Annotated in this window: 18 protein-coding genes, 1 pseudogene and 1 riboswitch; of the genes and pseudogenes, 4 read left to right on the plus strand and 15 right to left on the minus strand. The window is 63.1% G+C overall.

Translation table 11 applies throughout. From position 1 onward, the window contains the following. Nucleotides 1–4 precede the first annotated feature (4 nt). The 15 genes from nuoN to EOB80_RS29775 form a co-directional block, all read right to left on the minus strand. A complete protein-coding gene (gene nuoN, locus EOB80_RS29705; protein WP_127331474.1) occupies nt 5–1,441 on the minus strand; it encodes an NADH-quinone oxidoreductase subunit NuoN in 1,437 nt (478 codons plus the stop codon). Nucleotides 1,442–1,459: 18 nt separating this feature from the next. Continuing rightward, nucleotides 1,460–2,965 carry an NADH-quinone oxidoreductase subunit M gene (locus EOB80_RS29710; RefSeq protein ID WP_127331476.1) on the minus strand — a complete coding sequence of 502 codons (1,506 nt, stop codon included), beginning with the start codon at nt 2,963–2,965 and terminating at the stop codon, nt 1,460–1,462. Further along, nucleotides 2,965–4,938, minus strand: coding sequence for an NADH-quinone oxidoreductase subunit L (gene nuoL / locus EOB80_RS29715; protein WP_127331478.1), 1,974 nt, complete (start codon nt 4,936–4,938; stop codon nt 2,965–2,967). Before nuoL ends, EOB80_RS29710 begins: the two co-directional genes overlap by 1 nt. Nucleotides 4,939–4,948: 10 nt before the next feature. Then, nucleotides 4,949–5,257 carry an NADH-quinone oxidoreductase subunit NuoK gene (nuoK, locus tag EOB80_RS29720; RefSeq protein ID WP_010910101.1) on the minus strand — a complete coding sequence of 103 codons (309 nt, stop codon included), beginning with the start codon at nt 5,255–5,257 and terminating at the stop codon, nt 4,949–4,951. Between the two features lies 1 nt (nt 5,258). Further along, entirely contained in the window at nt 5,259–5,879 is a 621-nt protein-coding gene (locus tag EOB80_RS29725; RefSeq protein WP_127267204.1) for an NADH-quinone oxidoreductase subunit J, read from the minus strand. Nucleotides 5,880–6,119: 240 nt separating this feature from the next. Next, the gene (gene nuoI, locus EOB80_RS29730; RefSeq protein WP_023812382.1) at nt 6,120–6,611 is read right to left on the minus strand and encodes an NADH-quinone oxidoreductase subunit NuoI; all 492 of its coding nucleotides are present in this window, start codon (nt 6,609–6,611) and stop codon (nt 6,120–6,122) included. Further along, on the minus strand, nt 6,611–7,654 hold the full coding sequence (gene nuoH / locus EOB80_RS29735) for an NADH-quinone oxidoreductase subunit NuoH (RefSeq protein WP_027034808.1): 1,044 nt from the start codon (nt 7,652–7,654) through the stop codon (nt 6,611–6,613). Before nuoH ends, nuoI begins: the two co-directional genes overlap by 1 nt. Nucleotides 7,655–7,656: 2 nt before the next feature. Further along, entirely contained in the window at nt 7,657–9,738 is a 2,082-nt protein-coding gene (gene nuoG / locus EOB80_RS29740) for an NADH-quinone oxidoreductase subunit NuoG (RefSeq protein WP_127331480.1), read from the minus strand. 73 nt (nt 9,739–9,811) lie between these two features. Beyond that, the gene (locus EOB80_RS29745; RefSeq protein WP_127331482.1) at nt 9,812–10,501 is read right to left on the minus strand and encodes an NADH-ubiquinone dehydrogenase; all 690 of its coding nucleotides are present in this window, start codon (nt 10,499–10,501) and stop codon (nt 9,812–9,814) included. 70 nt (nt 10,502–10,571) lie between these two features. Beyond that, nucleotides 10,572–11,876 carry an NADH-quinone oxidoreductase subunit NuoF gene (gene nuoF / locus EOB80_RS29750; RefSeq protein WP_127268495.1) on the minus strand — a complete coding sequence of 435 codons (1,305 nt, stop codon included), beginning with the start codon at nt 11,874–11,876 and terminating at the stop codon, nt 10,572–10,574. 10 nt (nt 11,877–11,886) lie between these two features. Continuing rightward, nucleotides 11,887–13,167, minus strand: a complete 1,281-nt coding sequence (locus EOB80_RS29755; protein ID WP_127331484.1) for an NADH-quinone oxidoreductase subunit E — start codon at nt 13,165–13,167, stop codon at nt 11,887–11,889. Further along, complete coding sequence (locus EOB80_RS29760) at nt 13,168–14,358, minus strand: NADH-quinone oxidoreductase subunit D (RefSeq protein WP_127331486.1); 1,191 nt, start codon at nt 14,356–14,358, stop codon at nt 13,168–13,170. Further along, entirely contained in the window at nt 14,359–14,961 is a 603-nt protein-coding gene (locus tag EOB80_RS29765) for an NADH-quinone oxidoreductase subunit C (RefSeq protein ID WP_127331488.1), read from the minus strand. A gap of 4 nt (nt 14,962–14,965) precedes the next feature. Continuing rightward, nucleotides 14,966–15,547: an NADH-quinone oxidoreductase subunit B gene (locus tag EOB80_RS29770; protein ID WP_013531090.1), complete on the minus strand. Its 582-nt coding sequence runs from the start codon at nt 15,545–15,547 to the stop codon at nt 14,966–14,968. After that, nucleotides 15,538–15,903 carry an NADH-quinone oxidoreductase subunit A gene (locus EOB80_RS29775; protein WP_010910112.1) on the minus strand — a complete coding sequence of 122 codons (366 nt, stop codon included), beginning with the start codon at nt 15,901–15,903 and terminating at the stop codon, nt 15,538–15,540. Before EOB80_RS29775 ends, EOB80_RS29770 begins: the two co-directional genes overlap by 10 nt. 331 nt (nt 15,904–16,234) lie before the next feature. Here EOB80_RS29775 and EOB80_RS29780 point away from each other — a divergent pair, with 331 nt between their 5' ends. The 4 genes and pseudogenes from EOB80_RS29780 to EOB80_RS29795 form a co-directional block, all read left to right on the plus strand. Further along, nucleotides 16,235–17,434 carry a winged helix-turn-helix domain-containing protein gene (locus EOB80_RS29780; RefSeq protein ID WP_127331490.1) on the plus strand — a complete coding sequence of 400 codons (1,200 nt, stop codon included), beginning with the start codon at nt 16,235–16,237 and terminating at the stop codon, nt 17,432–17,434. 29 nt (nt 17,435–17,463) lie between these two features. Further along, a riboswitch (cobalamin riboswitch) is annotated at nt 17,464–17,668 on the plus strand. Nucleotides 17,669–17,706: 38 nt separating this feature from the next. Beyond that, complete coding sequence (locus tag EOB80_RS29785; RefSeq protein WP_127322371.1) at nt 17,707–18,135, plus strand: DUF1636 family protein; 429 nt, start codon at nt 17,707–17,709, stop codon at nt 18,133–18,135. Nucleotides 18,136–18,137: 2 nt separating this feature from the next. Beyond that, a complete protein-coding gene (cobW, locus tag EOB80_RS29790; RefSeq protein WP_127331492.1) occupies nt 18,138–19,190 on the plus strand; it encodes a cobalamin biosynthesis protein CobW in 1,053 nt (350 codons plus the stop codon). A gap of 18 nt (nt 19,191–19,208) precedes the next feature. After that, nucleotides 19,209–19,785: pseudogene (locus EOB80_RS29795) on the plus strand (cobaltochelatase subunit CobN); the annotation flags it as partial.

Consider the following 19,785-nt stretch of genomic DNA (forward strand, 5'->3'; position numbering starts at 1 on the left):
CCGACTAGAAAAACGTCTTGGCGGCGGCTTCGGCATAGGTGCCGATCGGCCCGCCGATCAGCACGTAGAACAGCACGAAGGCGCCGGAGACGCCGAGCACGACACGCAATTCCGTCGCCATCGGCACGAAGCCGCCGACCGGTTCGTCAAACCACATGATCTTGATGATGCGCAGGTAGTAATAGGCGCCCACCACCGAGGCCAGCACGCCGATGATCGCCAGCGCATAGAGATTGGCGTTGATGGCGGCGAGGAAGACGTACCATTTCCCCCAGAACCCGGCGAGCGGCGGAATGCCGGCCAGCGAGAACATCAGGATGGTCAGGATCGTCGCCATGATAGGATTGGTCGACGACAGGCCGGCCAGGTCGCTGATCTGCTCGACATTGCCTTCCTTGCGCCGCATGGCGAGGATGAAGGCGAAGGTGCCGAGCGTCATCACCAGATAGATCAACATGTAGATGGCAACGCCGCGCACGCCGGCCTGGCTGTTGGCGGCAAGGCCGACCAGCGCGTAGCCCATATGGCCGATCGAGGAATAGGCCATCAGCCGCTTGATGTTGGTCTGGCCGATGGCGGCGAAAGCACCAAGCGCCATCGAGGCGATCGAGATGAAGACGATGATCTGCTGCCAGTCTGCGGCGATCGGCTTGAACGCACCCATGGTGACGCGCACCATAAGCGCCATCGCCGCCATCTTGGGTGCTGCCGCCAAAAAGGCCGTCACCGGTGTCGGCGCGCCCTCATAGACATCTGGCGTCCACATGTGGAACGGCACCGCCGAGATCTTGAAGGCCAGGCCGGCCAGCACGAAGACGAGGCCGAAAACGAGGCCAAGCTGGCGCTCGCCGCTGCCGAGCGCAGAAGCGATCTCCTGGAAGCCGGTGTTGCCGGTGTAGCCATAGACCAGGCTGATGCCATAGAGCAGCATGCCCGAGGACAGCGCGCCGAGGACGAAATATTTGAGGCCAGCCTCAGTCGAACGCAGATTGTCGCGGTTGATCGCGCACAGCACGTAGATCGCCAGCGATTGCAGTTCGAGGCCGAGATAGAGCCCGATCATGCCATTGGCGGAGATCATCAGCATCATGCCGAGCGTGCACAGCAGGATCAGCACCGGATATTCGAACTTGTCGAAGCGTTCAGCCTTGGCAAAGCGCATCGACATCACCAGCGTCACCGCCGAGCCGACCAGCGCCAGCACCTTCATGAAGCGGGCGAAGGAATCCTGGATGAAGGCATTGCCGTAAGCGCTGCCCTGCCCGGTCCGGAAGATCAGCCAGGCGCCTGCGATCGCCAGCACGGCCACCGCAAGGCCGGTTACCGTGTTGGCCGTGTTGGCGCGCGAATAGGCTCCGACCATCAGCAGCGCCAGCGCGCCGACGGCAAGGATCAGCTCTGGCGTCGAGAGCGACAGGCTGGAGAGAAGGTCCGGCGTCATGGTTCGCAAAACCTCTGGTCAGTTCGCCGCCGCGGTCTGCGCGGCGCCGATGGATGCAGTGACATTGGTGACGAGCGACTTGACCGATTCGGCCGTCGCGTCGAAGACCGGGGCGGGATAGACGCCGAAGAAGATGACCAGAACGACCAGCGGGTAGATGATCACCTTCTCGCGCAGCGACAGGTCGAGCAGGCCCTTCAGGCTGTCCTTGGTCAGCGCACCGAAGATCACCCGGCGGTAGAGCCAGAGCGCGTAGGCGGCCGACAGGATGACGCCGGTGGCGGCGAAGAACGCCACCCAGGTGTTGACCCGGAACACGCCGAGCATGGTCAGGAACTCGCCGACGAAGCCGCTGGTACCGGGCAGGCCGACATTGGCCATGGTGAAGATCAGGAACACCGTGGCGTATTTCGGCATGTTGTTGACCAGGCCGCCATAGGCCGCGATCTCACGTGTGTGCATGCGGTCGTAGATGACGCCGACGCACAGGAACAGCGCGCCGGAGACGAGGCCGTGGCTGAGCATCTGGAAGATCGCGCCCTGCACGCCTTCCTGGTTCATGGCGAAGATGCCCATGGTGACGAAGCCCATATGAGCAACCGACGAATAGGCGATCAGCTTCTTCATGTCTTCCTGCATCAGCGCCACCAGCGAGGTGTAGATGATGGCGACGACGGACAGCGCGAACACCAGCGGCGCGAACATTTCCGACGCCAGCGGGAACATCGGCAAGGAGAACCGCAGGAAACCGTACCCGCCCATCTTCAACAGGATGCCGGCCAGGATGACGGAGCCCGCCGTCGGCGCCTCGACGTGCGCGTCGGGCAGCCAGGTGTGCACCGGCCACATCGGCATCTTCACCGCGAAGGAGGCGAAGAAGGCAAGCCATAGCCATGTCTGCATGTTGGCCGGGAAGTTGTGGGTCAGCAGCGTCGGGATGTCGGTTGTGCCGGACTGGAAGAACATCGCCATGATGGCGAGCAGCATCAGCACCGAGCCGGCGAGCGTGTAGAGGAAGAACTTGAACGAGGCGTAGACGCGCCGCTTGCCGCCCCAGACGCCGATGATGATGAACATCGGGATCAGGCCGGCTTCGAAGAAGACGTAGAACAGCACGATGTCCAGCGCGCAGAACACGCCGATCATCAGCGTTTCGAGCAGCAGGAAGGCGATCATGTAGGCCTTCACGCGCTTCTCGATCGATTCCCACGACGCCAGGATGCAGAGCGGCATCAGGAACGTCGTCAAGATGACGAACAGCATCGAGATGCCGTCGACGCCCATATGGTAGGAAATGCCGGAGTCGAGCCAGGCGACCTTCTCGACGAACTGGAAGCCGGACTGCGAATTGTCGAATCCGGTCCAGATGAACAGCGAGATGATGAACGTGAAAGTCGTCGTCAACAGCGCGATGGCGCGGATGTTGCGGCGTGCATTTTCGCTGTCGTCATTGATGAACAGGATAAGCAGCACACCAACCAGCGGCAGGAAGGTGACCAGCGAGAGGATTGGCCAGGCGGTCATCAGAGCATCATCCAGGTGACGAGTGCGGCAACGCCGATCAGCATGGCGAAGGCGTAGTGGTAGAGATAGCCGGTCTGCAGCTTGACGACGCGGTCGGTGACATCGACGACGCGCGCCGCAATGCCATCCGGGCCAAGGCCGTCGATGATGGTGCCGTCGCCGGTCTTCCACAGGAAATGGCCGAGGCGCTTGGCGGGCCGCACGAACAGGAAGTCGTAGAGCTCGTCGAAATACCACTTGTTGAGCAGGAAGGCGTAGAGCCCGCGATGCTGCGCGGCGAGGTTGACCGGCATTTCCGGCGAGCGGATGTAGAATTTCCAGGCCAGCGCGAAGCCGATCAGCATGGCGATGAAGGGCGACAGTTCGACCCACAGCGGCAATTCGTGGATGTCGTGCAGGATGTGATTGTCAGGCAATGTGAACAGCGATGCCTTCCAGAACTCGGCATAGCCCTCGCCGATGAAGGCACCGTGGAAGATGACGCCGGCAAACAGCGCGCCCGCGGCCAGGATGAACAGCGGCACCAGCATCACCGGCGGCGATTCATGGACATGGTGCATCACCTCATGGCTCGCCCGCGGCTTGCCGTGGAAGGTCATGAAGATCAGCCGCCAGGAGTAGAAGGAGGTGAAGCAGGCGGCGACGACCAGAGCCACGAAGGCCATGCCGGCAACCGCATTGTGGCCGGCAAAGGCGCTTTCGATGATGGCGTCCTTGGAGAAGAAGCCGGCGGTACCGATGACCGTCACCGGGATGCCGACGCCGGTCAGCGCCAGCGTGCCGATCACCATCATCCAGTAGGTGGTCGGGATCAGCTTCCTGAGGCCGCCCATCTTGCGCATATCCTGCTCGTCGGACACGGCATGGATGACCGAGCCCGAGCCGAGGAACAGCAGCGCCTTGAAGAAGGCATGCGTGAACAGGTGGAAGATCGCCGCGCCATAGGCGCCGACGCCGAGTGCCACGAACATGTAGCCGAGCTGCGAGCAGGTCGAGTAGGCGATGACGCGCTTGATGTCGTTCTGGACGAGACCAACGGTGGCCGCGAAAAAGGCCGTGAAGGCACCGATGAAGGTCACCACAGTCAGCGCCGAATGCGACAGTTCGAACAGCGGAGACAGCCGTGCCAGCATGAACACGCCGGCCGTCACCATGGTGGCGGCATGGATCAGCGCGGAAACCGGTGTCGGGCCTTCCATGGCATCCGGCAGCCAGGTGTGCAGCGGCACTTGCGCCGACTTGCCCATGGCGCCCATGAACAGGAGCAGGCAGACGATCGTCATGGCCGCCTGCTTGTCCAGCGCATAGCCGAGGAAGGTCAGCACCGCGGCGCCGTGCGGGGCGCCTTCGGCCGGAATGAACGTTGCCGCATTGGCGAAGATGGTGCCGAGATTGACCGAGCCGAACAGCACGAACAGGCCGAAAATGCCGAGCGCGAAGCCGAAATCGCCGACGCGGTTGACGACGAAGGCCTTGATTGCCGCGGCATTGGCCGACGGCTTCTTGTACCAGAAGCCGATCAGCAGATAGGAGGCGAGGCCCACCCCTTCCCAGCCGAAGAACATCTGCACCAGATTGTCTGATGTCACCAGCATCAGCATGGCGAAGGTGAACAGCGACAGATAGGCGAAGAAGCGCGGCCGGTTCGGATCGTGGTGCATGTAGCCGATCGAATAGATGTGAACCAGCGCCGAGACGGTGTTGACCACCACCAGCATGACCACCGTCAGCGTGTCGATCCGGAGCGCCCAGGACGCTTCCAGCCCACCCGACTGTATCCAGCGCAGCACCGGCACGGTGAACACCTCGCCATGGCCGAAACCGACGGTGAAGAAAGCGACCCACGACAGCACCGCCGCGATCACCAGGAAACCGGAGGTGATGTATTCGGACGCCTTGGCGCCGAGCGACGTGCCGAACAGGCCGACGATCAGGAAGCCGAGCAGGGGAAGGAAGACGATGGCCTGATACATGGTGGTTCCGTCAACCCTTCATCATGTTCACGTCTTCGACCGCGATCGAGCCGCGGTTGCGGAAGAAGACGACGAGAATGGCAAGTCCGATGGCGGCTTCGGCCGCCGCGACCGTCAGCACGAACAGCGCGAACACCTGGCCGACCAGATCGCCCAGTGCCGCCGAAAAGGCGACGAAATTGATGTTGACCGCCAGCAGGATCAGTTCGACCGACATCAGGATGACGATGACGTTCTTGCGGTTCAGGAAGATGCCGAACACGCCGAGCGTGAACAGAACAGCCGATACGGTCAGATAATGCGCGATGCCGACAACCATCTCAGAGTCCCTCGCCTGTCTTGACCTTGCGGATTTCCATACCGGTCGCCGGCGTGCGGCCGACCTGGGCTGCGATCGACTGCCGCTTGACGCCTGGTTTATGGCGCAGCGTCAGCACAATGGCGCCGATCATGGCGACCAGCAGCACGAGGCCCGAAATCTGGAAATAGTAGAGGTAGTCCGTATAGAGGATGTCGCCGAGTGCGGCCGTGTTTGTTCGCGTGGCGAGATCCGGAATGGGCTTGGAGACCGTCGAGGCGAGCTGCGGCGCGAAAGTGTAGCCGCCGAGCACGACGATCAGCTCCGCCGCCAGGATCAGCCCGACCAGCGCGCCGATCGGCGCATATTGCAGAGCGCCTTCCTTCATCTCGGCGAAATCGACGTCGAGCATCATGACGACGAACAGGAACAGCACCATCACCGCGCCGACATAGACGACGAGCAGGATCATCGCCAGGAACTCGGCCCCGGTCAGCATGAACAGGCCGGCGGCGTTGAAAAAGGTCAGGATCAGGAACAGCACCGAATGCACGGGGTTGCGCGACGAAATGACCATGAACGCCGACGCCACCGCGACAAAGGCGAAGAGGTAGAAAAAGGCCGCCTCTAGTCCACTCAACATTGGGGATCCCCCGGGTTCCTGTACGAACAGGACGCTCGTCCTGTTTGTTGTCTCTGGCCTGGTTCCGCCTCCGGTTCCAAAGCCGCGTTGTCCTAGCCCATGTTCCGATCGGGTTGAAAGGCCCGATCGAAAGAAACATGGGCCCACTCTGTATTCCGGAGCATGATCTGGTCCGAAAAGTCCGCAACTTTTCGGGATCATCCTCTGGACGAGGCCCCTGCCCCGCCCATGCGTCAAATATCAGCGGTAGGGCGAGTCCAGCGAGATGTTGCGCGCCAGTTCGCGCTCCCACCGGTCGCCATTCGCCAACAGCTTGTCCTTGTCATAGTAGAGTTCCTCGCGCGTCTCCGTCGCGAATTCGAAATTCGGCCCCTCGACGATGGCGTCGACCGGGCAGGCTTCCTGGCAGAAGCCGCAATAGATGCACTTCACCATGTCGATGTCGTAGCGAACCGTACGGCGCGTGCCGTCGTTGCGGCGGGGGCCGGCCTCGATGGTGATGGCTTGCGCCGGGCAGATCGCCTCACACAATTTGCAGGCGATGCAGCGTTCCTCGCCATTGGGATAGCGGCGCAGCGCATGCTCGCCCCGGAAGCGCGGGCTGGTCGGCCCCTTCTCGTGCGGATAGTTGATCGTCTCCTTCGGCGCGAAGAACTGGCGCATCGACAGGAAGAAGGCGCTGACGAAATCCTGCAGCAGCAGCGATTTGGCGGCTTGGGAAAGAGCGGACATCACGCAAACCCCGTGATCTTGAGGAAGGCCGCTGTGGCGACCACCATGAACAGCGAGATCGGCAGGAACACTTTCCAGCCAAGCCGCATCAATTGGTCGTAGCGGTAGCGCGGCACGAAGGCCTTCACCATGGAGATGCCGAAGAACACGAAACAGACTTTCAGCACGAACCAGATGACACCCGGCACCCAGGTGAACGGCGCGAAGTCGAACGGAGGCAGCCAGCCGCCGAGGAACAGGATGGTGGCCAGCGCGCACATCAGCACGATGGCGACATACTCGCCGAGGAAGAACAAAAGGAACGGCGTCGACGAATATTCGACCATGTGGCCGGCGACCAGTTCCGATTCGGCTTCCACCAGATCGAAGGGCGGCCGGTTCGTCTCGGCCAGCGCCGAGATGAAGAAGATGATGAACATCGGGAACAGCGCCAGCCAGTTCCAGTCGAGGAAGGTGTTGGGCAGGCCAAGCCGCGTACCAATTCCATCATGCTGCGACAGCACGATATCGGTGAGGTTGAGCGAGCCGGCGGTGAGCAGAACGGTGACGATGACGAAGCCGATCGAGACCTCGTAGGACACCATCTGAGCGGCCGAACGCAGCGCGCCGAGGAACGGATATTTCGAGTTGGAGGCCCAGCCGCCCATGATCACGCCATAGACCTCAAGCGAGGAGATGGCGAAGACATAGAGGATGCCGACATTGACGTTGGCGATCGCCCAGCCCTGATTGACCGGAATGACCGCCCAGGCCGAGATCGCCAGCACGGCCGAGACCAGCGGCGCCAGCAGGAACACGCCCTTGTTGGCGCCGGACGGGATGACCGGCTCCTTGAAGACGAATTTCAGCAGATCGGCGAAAGCTTGCAGCGTGCCCCAGGGGCCGACGACGTTCGGGCCACGGCGCAGTTGCACCGCCGCCCAGATCTTGCGGTCGGCGTAGAGGATGTAGGCAACGAAAATCAGCAGGATAACGATCAGCACGACCGATTTCAGCAGAATGATCAGCGCCGGCAGCACGTAGAAGGAGAAGAAAGTGTCCATGCTTATTCCGCCGCCTGCTTGAAGCCGCTCTTGGCCAGTGCCGAGCATTCCGCCATCACGGCCGATGCCCGCGCGATCGGGTTGGTCAGGTAGAAATCCGTCACCGGCGAGGTGAAGGTACCCTTGTTCAGCCGCCCGCCGAGCTTCGCCACCCCGGCGATGTCCTCGGCATTGCCCGCCGCGACCTGGTCGATACGGGCCAGATGCGGGTATTCGCCATAGAGCTTGGCGCGCAGCTGCGGCAGCGAATCGAACGGCAGTTTCTTGCCCAGCACATCCGACAGCGCCCGCAGGATCGCCCAGTCCTCGCGCGCTTCGCCCGGCGCGAAGCCGGCGCGGTTGGTCTGCTGCACACGCCCTTCGGTGTTGACATAGGTGGCCGACTTTTCCGTGTAGGCGGCCGCCGGCAGGATGACATTGGCGCGGTGCGCGCCTTGGTCGCCATGCGTGCCGATATAGACGACGAAGGCGCCGCCGGTCTTGGCCATGTCGATCTCGTCGGCGCCGAGCAGGAACAAGAGCTCCATTTCGCCCAGCATGCCGGCAACGTTTCTGCCGCCCTCGCCCGGCACGAAGCCGAGGTCGAGGCCGCCGACACGTCCGGCCGCGTTGTGCAGCACGGCAAAGCCGTTCCAGTCGGCGCGGGCAGCGTTTACGGCGGCGGCGAGCTTGGCCGCCTGTCCGAGCACGGCCGCGCCATCGGCACGCGCCAGCGCGCCCTGGCCAACGATGATCAGAGGGCGTGTCGCCTTCTTCAGCACTTGGAAGAACTTGCCGTTGCCGTCGGCCAAATCCTTCAGCGAATCCGGTCCGGCGCCCAGCTGTTCGTAGTCGTAGCGGGTATCGCCGACATCGCCGATGACGGCGACCGGCAGGTTGCCGATCCGCCAGCGCTTGCGGATCCGGGCGTTGAGCACCGAAGCTTCATAGCGCGGGTTGGCGCCGATGATCAGCACCGCGTCGGCCTGTTCGATGCCTTCGATGGTCGGGTTGAAGATATAGCTCGCCCGGCCGAGCGCCGGGTCGAGTGCGGCGCCGTCCTGGCGGCAATCGGTATTCTTCGAGCCGAGCGAAGCCATCAGCAGCTTGAGCGCATAGGTTTCCTCGACGGCGGCAAGATCGCCCGCGATAGCGCCGATCTTTTCGGGCGCCGTCTTCGATACCGCGTCCTTGATCGCGGCGAAGGCCTCGGCCCAGCTGGCGGCAACCAGCCTGCCGTCCTTGCGCACATAGGGGCGGTCGAGACGCTGCGTGCGCAGGCCGTCCCAGATAAATCGGGTCTTGTCGGAGATCCACTCCTCGTTCACCGCCTCGTTGACGCGCGGCAGGATGCGCATCACTTCGCGGCCCCGGCTATCGACACGGATCGCCGAGCCGACCGCATCCATCACATCGATGGATTCGGTCTTGGTCAGCTCCCACGGCCGCGCCTGGAAGGCGAACGGTTTCGAGGTCAGCGCGCCGACCGGGCAAAGGTCGATGACATTGCCCTGCAGCTCCGACGTCATCGCCTGTTCGAGATAGGTGGTGATCTCGGCATCCTCGCCGCGGCCGATCAGGCCCAGTTCGGAAATGCCGGCGACTTCGGTGGTGAAGCGGACGCAGCGCGTGCAGTGGATGCAGCGGTTCATCACCGTCTTCACCAGCGGTCCGATGTATTTGTCTTCGACCGCGCGCTTGTTCTCGTGATAGCGCGAGGAATCGACGCCGAACGCCATCGCCTGGTCCTGCAGGTCGCATTCGCCGCCCTGGTCGCAGATCGGGCAATCCAGCGGATGGTTGATCAGCAGGAACTCCATCACGCCTTCCCTGGCCTTCTTGACCATCGGCGTGTTGGTGAAGATTTCCGGCGCCTCGCCATTCGGGCCGGGACGCAGGTCGCGCACGTTCATGGCGCAGGACGCCTGCGGCTTGGGCGGCCCGCCCTTCACCTCGATCAGGCACATGCGGCAATTGCCGGCGATCGACAGCCGCTCATGGAAGCAGAAGCGCGGCACTTCCGCGCCAGCGTCTTCCGCCGCCTGCAGCAGCGTGTAGTGGTCGGGTACAGTGATCTCTTTCCCGTCGACCTTGAGCTTTGCCATTCGCCTCAAACCCCTGCGGAGTTCCCGCAATCTCTTTTTCCGGACGCGGTCGAGACCACGTCGGGCACTTCATTCACTTCTTGACGGCGAGCGCCGCCGCTTGGGTTTTCCAATCGTCGCGGCCGATGCGGCCGCCGAGCGACAGATAGTCCTCGACCCAGGCAACCTCTTGCGGCGTCCATGCCGCGATCTGGGCATACGTCCAGATACCGAGGCCGTTGAGAACCTTTTCCAGCTTCGGCCCGATGCCCGAGATGGCCTTGAGATCTGCCGGAATGGCCGGCTTCTCCATGGCGTTGGGCTGCCTGAAATCATCGGGCATCAGCGCATCGCCGGCGCCGCTTGTCGCCGGAGCGGCGTTTGCGGCCGGCACGGCAGTGGCGGCTTCCTTGGCGGCAATATCGGTGACCTCCCGGGCGAAGGACTGCGCCTCGGCGATCATGGTTTTCGCCGTCGCCCGTGCCTTGGTGGAGGAAGGACTTGGATCTTCGAACTGCGCGACGCGCGCCTCGAAATCATCGACGATCGGCTGCAGCAGCCGCTGCGAGGCTTCTGCCGCACCTGAAAGCGCGCCCAGCCAGACGCCGAAAGCATGGTTGGCGAGCCCGACGCCAAGCGCCGACATCGCCGCTGCACCCGCCACAGGATGCACGAAAAGGTTGACGGCGCTAGCCATCTCCTTCGGCATCATCCTGGTCAAGTCCTGGTTCATCTTCTCGATCTGGTCCAAATTGGGCATCAGCGGGTTCGAATACGGCGCCATAGAGTTCTCCTGGTCGTTTCTTCGTTCGCCCCGCCCTTCGCTGCGGACTTCCGCCCGCGTAAACATTCTTCTATTCCGCCGCCACCATCACAGGCTCGGCCCGGTGCGCATTGCGCGAAAACTCGTCGATGCGCCGCTCCACTTCGCCGCGGAAATGCCGCATCAGTCCCTGGATCGGCCATGCCGCCGCGTCGCCAAGCGCGCAGATCGTATGGCCCTCGATCTGCTTGGTGACGTCGAGCAGCATATCGATCTCGCGCTTCTGCGCCTCGCCGCGCACCAGCCGTTCCATCACCCGCCACATCCAGCCGGTGCCTTCGCGGCATGGCGTGCACTGGCCGCAGCTCTCGTGCTTGTAGAAGTAGGAAAGCCGCGCGATCGCCTTCACGACATCGGTCGACTTGTCCATGACGATGACAGCCGCGGTTCCAAGGCCGGATTTGAGGTCGCGCAGCGCGTCGAAATCCATCGGCGTGTCGATGATCTGCTCCGCCGGCACCAGCGGCACAGAGGCGCCGCCCGGTATGACCGCCAAGAGATTGTCCCAGCCACCGCGAATGCCGCCGCAATGCGTCTCGATGAGTTCGCGGAACGGAATCGACATCGCCTCTTCGACCGTGCACGGATTGTTGACGTGGCCGGAGATGCAAAACAGCTTGGTGCCGACATTGTTGGGCCGGCCGAAGGACGAGAACCAGGCCGCACCGCGGCGCAGGATGGTCGGCGCGACCGCGATCGATTCGACATTGTTGACCGTGGTCGGGCAGCCATAGAGGCCGACATTGGCCGGGAATGGCGGCTTCAGCCGGGGCTGGCCCTTCTTGCCTTCGAGGCTTTCGAGGAGTGCTGTCTCCTCGCCGCAGATATAGGCTCCGGCGCCGTGGTGCATGTAGATGTCGAAATCGTAGCCGGACGTGTTGTTCTTGCCGATCAGCTTGGCCTCATAGGCTTCCTCGATCGCGCGCTGCAGCGCCTCGCGCTCGCGGATGAACTCGCCGCGCACATATATGTAGGCGGCAATCGCGCCCATGGCGAAGCCGGCAAGCAGCGCGCCCTCGACCAGCGTGTGCGGGTCGTTGCGCAGGATGTCGCGGTCCTTGCAGGTGCCGGGCTCGGATTCGTCGGCGTTGATGACGAGATAGCTCGGCCGGCCATCGCTCTGCTTGGGCATGAATGACCATTTGAGGCCCGTCGGGAAGCCGGCGCCGCCGCGGCCGCGCAGGCCCGACGCCTTCATCTCGTTGACGATCCACTCGCGCCCCTTGGCAACGATGCCGGGCGTGTTGTCCCAAGCGCCGCGCGCCATCGCGCCGGCCAACGACTTGTCAAACAGGCCGTAGATATTGGTGAAGATGCGGTCTTTGTCCTGAAGCATTTTTCGTCCCTCAGACCGGCTTCTTGCCGAAGACGCGGATGTATTCGGCGACGCCACCCTTGGCGAGCGCCTTGGCCTGCTTGACCCAGTCGTCGCGATCGATGCGGCCCTGGAAAGAGAGATAGCCATCCACCCACTCGCGTTCGGCCTTCTTCCACGACGCGACCTGCGCGAAGGTGAAAATGCCCAGCGTATGCAGGATGCCCTCGATCTTGGGGCCGACGCCGGAGATCAGCTTGAGGTCGTCGACCTGTGCCGGTTTATCGATTCCGGCCGGACGGTTTTTGTCCCCGAGCGACGGTTTGGCCGGCTTGGCCGCCGGCACCTTGACCTCAGGCGCCTTGAAGGCGGATGCCGGCTCGGCCTTGGTTATCGGACCGCTGCGCTGCTTGGAAACCTGCTCGACCTTGGAGTCCGCCTTGTTGGCGTTGGCGGCCGAATGCAGCGGCGCGGCAACGCTCGCCGCCTTTTCAACCGCCGGCGCGACCTTGGTTTTTGAAGGCGTCTTCAATACCGGGCTGGTTTCAGGGGCGTCGGTCTTCGGCTTGCTGGTGTTGGACGGTGCGACAGGGGCCGCGGCCGGCCCCGGCACAGGCGCCGCGATGATCGCGTCGGGCGCCGCCCTGGCGGCCTTGGCGGCCTCCCTGGCCTCCCTTTCGCGGGTCGACTTGAGGATCGCCTTTTCGCTCTTCAGCGTGGTGAGGCCGGAGGCCGGCTCGGAGCCGGTGCGGCCGTTCTGCGGCCCCGGTTCCACCGAAGCACCCTTGCCGGCGTCATAGAGATCGATGATTTCAGCCAGGCGTTCCGGCGTCAGATCCTCGAACGTGTCCTTGAAGATCATGACCATCGGCGCGTTGACGCAGGCGCCAAGGCATTCGACCTCTTCCCAGGACAAGGTGCCCTTGTCGTTGGCGTGGAACTGGTCGTGATGGATTTTGGAGCGGCAGACATCCATCAGCGCTTCCGAACCGCGCAGCATGCAGGGCGTGGTGCCGCAGACCTGGATATGCGCACGCGTGCCGACCGGATTCAACTGGTACTGCGTGTAGAAGGTCGCGACTTCGAGCCCGCGGATACGCGGCATGCCGAGCATGTCGGAAATCGTCTCGATGGCCGCCTTCGTCACCCAGCCTTCCTGCTCCTGCGCTATCATCAGCAAGGGAATGATGGCCGACTGCTCACGGCCCTTCGGGTACTTCTTGATCCATTGCTTCGCCGCAGCCGCGTTCGCCCGGTTGAAGGCGAAGGATGCTGGCTGGACGCTGGCTTCTGCGAGACGGCGGACTGACATTTAGCGATCGACCTCACCAAACACGATGTCGAGGGAGCCGAGAACGGCGGTGACGTCGGCCAGCATGTGGCCGCGGCAGAGGAAATCCATCGCCTGCAGATGCGCGAAACCCGGCGCGCGCAGCTTGCAGCGGTAGGGCTTGTTGGAGCCGTCGGAAACCAGATAGACGCCGAATTCGCCCTTCGGCGCCTCGACCGCGGCGTAAACCTCGCCGGCCGGCACGCGATAACCCTCGGTGTAGAGCTTGAAGTGATGGATCAGCGCTTCCATCGAGCGCTTCATCGCCTGGCGCTTGGGCGGCACCACCTTGCCGTCGAGGTTCGACACCGGCCCGGTGCTTTCCTTGCCGAGCAGGAGATCGACGCACTGGCGCATGATCTTCGCAGACTGGCGCATTTCTTCCATGCGTACGAGGTAGCGGTCGAAGCAATCGCCGTTCTTGCCGATCGGAATATCGAAATCCATTTCCGAATAGCATTCATAGGGCTGCGACTTGCGCAGGTCCCAGGCAGCGCCCGAACCGCGCACCATCACGCCCGAAAAACCCCAGGCCCAGGCATCCTCCAGCGAGACGATGCCGATGTCGACATTGCGCTGCTTGAAGATGCGGTTGCCGGTCAGCAGCTGATCGAGGTCGTCGATCGACTTCAGGAACGGGTCGATCCACTTGCCGATGTCCTCGACCAATTTCTGCGGCAGATCCTGGTGGACGCCACCGGGGCGAAAGTAAGCGGCATGCATGCGCGAACCCGAGGCGCGCTCATAGAACACCATCAGCTTTTCGCGCTCGACGAAGCCCCACAGCGGCGGCGTCAGCGCGCCGACGTCCATCGCCTGCGTCGTCACATTGAGGATGTGCGACATGATGCGGCCGATTTCGCAGTAGAGAACGCGGATCAGCTGGCCGCGCTTCGGCACTTCGATGCCGAGCAGGCGCTCGGCGGCAAGCGCGAAGGCGTGCTCCTGGTTCATCGGCGCGCAATAGTCGAGCCGGTCGAGATAGGGAATCGCCTGCAGGTAGGTTTTGGCCTCGATCAGCTTTTCGGTGCCGCGATGCAAGAGCCCGATATGCGGATCGACGCGATCGACGACTTCGCCGTCCAGCTCCAGTACAAGGCGCAAAACGCCGTGCGCCGCAGGGTGTTGCGGGCCGAAATTGATGTTGAAGTTGCGGACCGAGGTTTCAGCCATTTACTGCTTTGCCTTCTCGTCACCCGGCAGCACGTAATCCGTACCTTCCCACGGGGACAAAAAATCGAAATTGCGAAATTCCTGCTTGAGTTCGACCGGCTCGTAGATAACGCGCTTGGCTTCGTCGTCGTAACGCACCTCGACGAAGCCGGTCAGCGGGAAATCCTTGCGCAGCGGGTGGCCTTCGAAACCATAGTCGGTCAACAGGCGGCGCAGATCGGGATGGCCCGAGAACAGCACGCCATAGAGATCGTAGGTCTCGCGCTCGAACCAGTCGGCACCGGGAAAGACGCCGGTGATCGACGGCACCATGGTTTCCTCGTCGGCCTGCACCTTGACGCGGATGCGCACATTCTGCTTCGGCGACAACAGATGATAGACGACGTCGAAACGCTTGGGCCGCGACGGATAGTCGGCGCCGCAGACGTCGATGATCGAGATGAACTGGCAGCGCGCATCGTCGCGCAGGAAGGTCATGACCTCGACCAGATCGCGCGGCTCGACGCGGATGGTGAGTTCGCCATAGGCGATATCAGCCTCGTTCACGCGGCCGATCAGCTTCTCGCCGAGATAGTTCGACAGTTCGCTCAGGGATGCGGTCATGGATTTACCGTTCGATCGTGCCGGTGCGGCGGATCTTCTTCTGCAAGAGAAGAATGCCGTAGAGCAGCGCTTCGGCGCTCGGCGGGCAGCCGGGCACATAGATATCGACGGGCACGATGCGGTCGCAGCCGCGCACCACCGAATAGGAGTAGTGGTAGTAGCCGCCGCCATTGGCGCAGGAGCCCATCGAGATGACGTAGCGCGGTTCCGGCATCTGGTCGTAGACCTTGCGCAGCGCCGGCGCCATCTTGTTGGTCAGCGTGCCGGCGACGATCATGATGTCGGACTGGCGCGGGGACGCGCGCGGCGCGACGCCGAACCGCTCCGAATCATAGCGCGGCATCGAGGTGTGGATCATCTCGACCGCGCAGCAAGCGAGGCCGAACGTCATGAACATCAGCGACCCGCTGCGCGCCCAGGTGATGAGCGCCTCGGTCGAAGTGACCAAAAAGCCCTTGTCGGCCAACTCGTTGTTGATCTCGAGGAAGAAGGGATCGTCCTCCCCCACCGGCCTGCCGGTGTTGGGATCGATAATACCCTTGGGCTTCGGCGCGACGAGGGTGCCTGAACTGTCGTTCAATCCCATTCCAGCGCTCCTTTTTTCCATTCATAGGCAAAGCCGATGGTCAGCACCGCCAAAAACACCATCATCGACCAGAAACCGAGCATGCCGATCTTCGAAAACGACACCGCCCAAGGAAACAGGAAGGCCACTTCCAGGTCGAAGATGATGAACAGGATCGACACCAGGTAGAAACGGATGTCGAACTTCATGCGGGCGTCGTCGAACGAGTTGAAACCGCACTCATAGGCGGAAAGCTTTTCGGGATCGGGATTGCGGTAGGCCACCAGGAAGGGCGCGGCCAGCAGCGCCAGGCCGACAACCAGCGCCACGCCTATGAACAGGACGATGGGCAGGTATGAGCTCAAGAGTGCGTTCATGCTCGGCTTTCCGTTGGCGCCAATCCAGTTTGATTACAGCACCGGACCCTAATGCGGAAGCGTGACAGTTTAACCGCTGAACCGTTTTAAGGGCCTATGCTGCAACGCGGCGAGGGTTAGCGCAGCACTTCCAGCGAAGCAAGTCAAACCTTGTTCAAAACACCGACCTGGACGGCATATCGCGGCAAACTGGTCCGATCCGCTCCTGTTTGATTTCCTTCGCTTTTTACTCCACTTTTCTCTCCTGACATGGATGCCGCCAAAACCCTGCTAGCATGGGTTGGAATCAGCCATTCGACCCTCGGTCAAAACACTTCAAAGTGATGCCTGCATGAAGGAAAAGATCTCGCTCCCCACGGCCCGTCGCATCGCGCTTGCCGCCCAGGGGTTTCTCGATCCCCGCCCGACCGGCACGCCCGACCGCCGGCATTTTGCCCGCACCCTCTCCCGCACCGGCCTGCTGCAGATCGATTCCGTCAGCGCGGTGGTGCGCGCTCATTATATGCCACTCTATTCGCGCCTTGGCCCCTACCCGTTCTCGCTGCTCGACAATGCCGCGGTGACACGCAAGCGCACGGTTTTCGAATACTGGGCGCATGAGGCTTCCTTCCTGCCGGTGGAGACGTACCCGCTGATGCGCTGGCGCATGCAGCGCGCCGAGCGCGGCGAGGAAATGTATCTGGGGCTCGCCAAATGGGGCCGCGAACATGCCGCCTATATCGAGGAGATCCACCGCCAGGTCGCCGAGCGCGGCCCGATCGCCGCTTCCGCGCTCGAAGGCCAGAAAGGCTCGGGCGGCTGGTGGGGCTGGAGCCACGCCAAGCATGCCTTCGAATGGCTGTTCTGGGCCGGACGCATCACCACGGCGCACCGTCGCGGGTTCGAGCGCTTCTATGATCTGCCCGAGCGCGTGCTGCCGCAGGCGGTCCTCGACCTCCCAGTGCCCACGCCTGAGGACGCGCACCGCGAATTGCTGCGCATTTCCGCCCGCGCCCACGGCGTGGCGACTTCAGGCGATTTGCGCGATTATTTCCGCCTGTCGCCGGCCGATATGAAAGGCCGATTGGAGGAACTGGTTGAAACGGGCGAGTTGCTGCCGATGCGCGTCGAAGGCTGGGACAAGCTGGCCTATCTTCATAAAGACGCGCGTCTGCCGCGCAAGATCGACGCCCGCGCCCTGCTGGCGCCGTTCGATCCTGTCGTCTTCGAACGCTCGCGCACAGAGCGGCTGTTCGACTTCCACTACCGCATCGAGATCTACACGCCGGCCGACAAGCGGCAATACGGCTACTATGTCCTGCCGTTCCTGCTCGGCGACAGGATCGTGGCACGCGTCGACCTCAAGGCCGACCGTCCGGCCAGCATACTGCGGGTCCATGCGGCCTATGCCGAGCCGGGTGCGCCGCCTGAAACCGCTGCAGAACTGTTCGAGGAATTGAAGCAGATGCAGGGCTGGCTTGGTCTTGAGCGCATGGAAGTGACCCCGGCCGGGGATTTGGGTCCGGCGCTGGCCGACATCGCCATGTCGTAAGCTCGCGTTGACACCGCCGCCCGCAAAAGCCTAAATCCGGTTCAGATGGTCTCTTGCCCGCAACGGCAAGAGCTAAGAGGGAATGCGGTGCGGGGCAAAATCCCAAATCCGCGGCTGTCCCCGCAACTGTAAGCGAAGAGCCAAGGCCGAAAGCCACTGGGAGTTCCCGGGAAGGCGGCTACCCAAGGCGATGACCCGCGAGCCAGGAGACCTGCCGTCTGCGACTTTAGAATCCGATCGCCCGGCGGGTTTCCGGGCAAGGAGCCCGATCTTTGGACCACGACAGCAGTTTTTCGGCTGGCACAGCGGATATTTCGTCCGGCCATGATGATGCCTTGGCCGGCGTCACCATCATCGTCTGCGCCTCCTGTCGCGATGAGACCGGCTCCGACGCTCATCCCCGCGCCGGCGAATTGCTGGCGGAGGATACGCGCCGCGCCGCATCCGGCGACGACATCCGCATCCGCAGCGTCGAATGCCTTGGCAATTGCAAGCGGCGCCTCAGCGCCGCCATCCTGCGCGACGGCTGCTGGAGCTATGTCTTTGGCGACCTGACCGAGACCAGCGGCGCCGACCTCGTCACGGGCGCCAAGCTTTTCGCCACCTCGACCGACGGTCTCATTCCCTGGCGTGGCCGCCCCGATAGCCTGAAGCGCGGCCTCGTTGCCCGCATCCCTCCCCTCGACCTGCTGAAGGACTGACCATGACTGCCCCAGATTCGCCTGCGAACCTCTCCCGCGTTCCCTGCACCGTCGTCACCGGCTTCCTCGGCGCCGGCAAGACGACGCTGGTCCGCCATCTCCTGGAAAACGCCGGCGGCAAGCGCATTGCCATCATCGTCAACGAATTCGGCGACATCGGCATCGACGGCGAGATTTTGAAGGGCTGCGGCATCGACACCTGTCCGGAGGAAAACATCGTCGAACTGGCCAATGGCTGCATCTGCTGCACCGTTGCCGACGACTTCGTCCCGGCGCTTGACAAGATCCTGTCGCTGACGCCGAGGGTCGACCATATCCTGATCGAGACTTCGGGCCTGGCGCTGCCCAAGCCGCTGGTCCAGGCCTTTCAATGGCCGAGCGTGAAGAGCCGCGTCACAGTCGACGGCGTCATCGCCGTGGTCGACGGGCCGGCATTGGCCGAAGGCCGCGTCGCCAACGACATGGACGCACTTCAGGCGCAGCGCGCCGGGGACGAGACGCTCGACCACGACGACCCGGTGGAAGAACTGTTCGAGGATCAGATCGCCTGCGCCGACCTGATCATCCTGTCGAAAAGCGACCTGATGGACGCCGCCGGCACCGCCCGCGCCAACGCCATCATCAACGAACACTCCGCCCGCGCCGTGAAGATCGTGCCGGCGTCGCATGGCAAGGTCGATCCCTCGGTGCTGCTCGGGCTCGGTCTCGCCGTCGAGGACGACATCGAAAACCGCAAATCCCATCATGACGGCGCGTTCGACCACGAGCATGACGACTTCGACACCTTCATCGTCGACATTGCCTCGATCGCCAATCCGGACGAGCTGGCAAAGCGCGTCGCCATCGTCGCAGAAGAAGAGAACGTGCTGCGCGTAAAAGGCTTCGTCGAAGTCGGCGGCAAGCCGATGCGGCTCTTGCTGCAGGCCGTCGGGCCGCGCGTCAATCATTACTATGACCGCGCCTGGACCGCGCAGGACGACCGCCGCTCGCGTCTCGTCGTCATCGGCCTGAAAGGGCTGAACCGCCCGGCGATCGAGCGTATACTCGCCGGCTGATTTCGGACACGGGTCGCGATGCACATCCTCACCACGACATCCACCTCGCTCGACGACCTCGCCGAGCCGGTCGATCTGCGGCAGACGCCGGCGGATATCGTGGCGCTGTCCTTCACCGACAGCGACCTCGCCGGACTGGCGGCAGCCTGGAAGGCCGATGCCGGCCGCCTGCCCTCGATGCGGCTGGCCGCACTTCGTGACCTGCGCCATCCCATGTCCGTCGACCTCTGGATCGACAGCGTCGCCCGCCACGCCAAGATCATCCTCGTGCGCATCCTCGGCGGCTACGACTGGTGGCGCTACGGCTGCGACCAGCTCGCCTCGACCGCCCGCGAACGCGGCATAAAACTGGCGCTGCTGCCCGGCGAATGCCGCGACGAGGACCTGCGCCTGATCGAAGCCTCGACGCTGCCGCGCGAGGAGTTGGACGGCCTGCTCGACTATTTCCGCGAGGGCGGCCCGGCGAATATGAGCGCGCTGGTGCGGAGGCTGGCACGGCTGGCGGGACAGGATGCGCCTTTCATCGAACCGGTCGCCGTGCCCAAAGCTGGCTACTACGAACCCGGCCGCGGCGTCGTCCCCCTCCCCCTCGAGG

Source organism: Mesorhizobium sp. M7A.F.Ca.MR.245.00.0.0, assembly GCF_003997415.1.
Classification (GTDB): Bacteria; Pseudomonadota; Alphaproteobacteria; order Rhizobiales; family Rhizobiaceae; genus Mesorhizobium.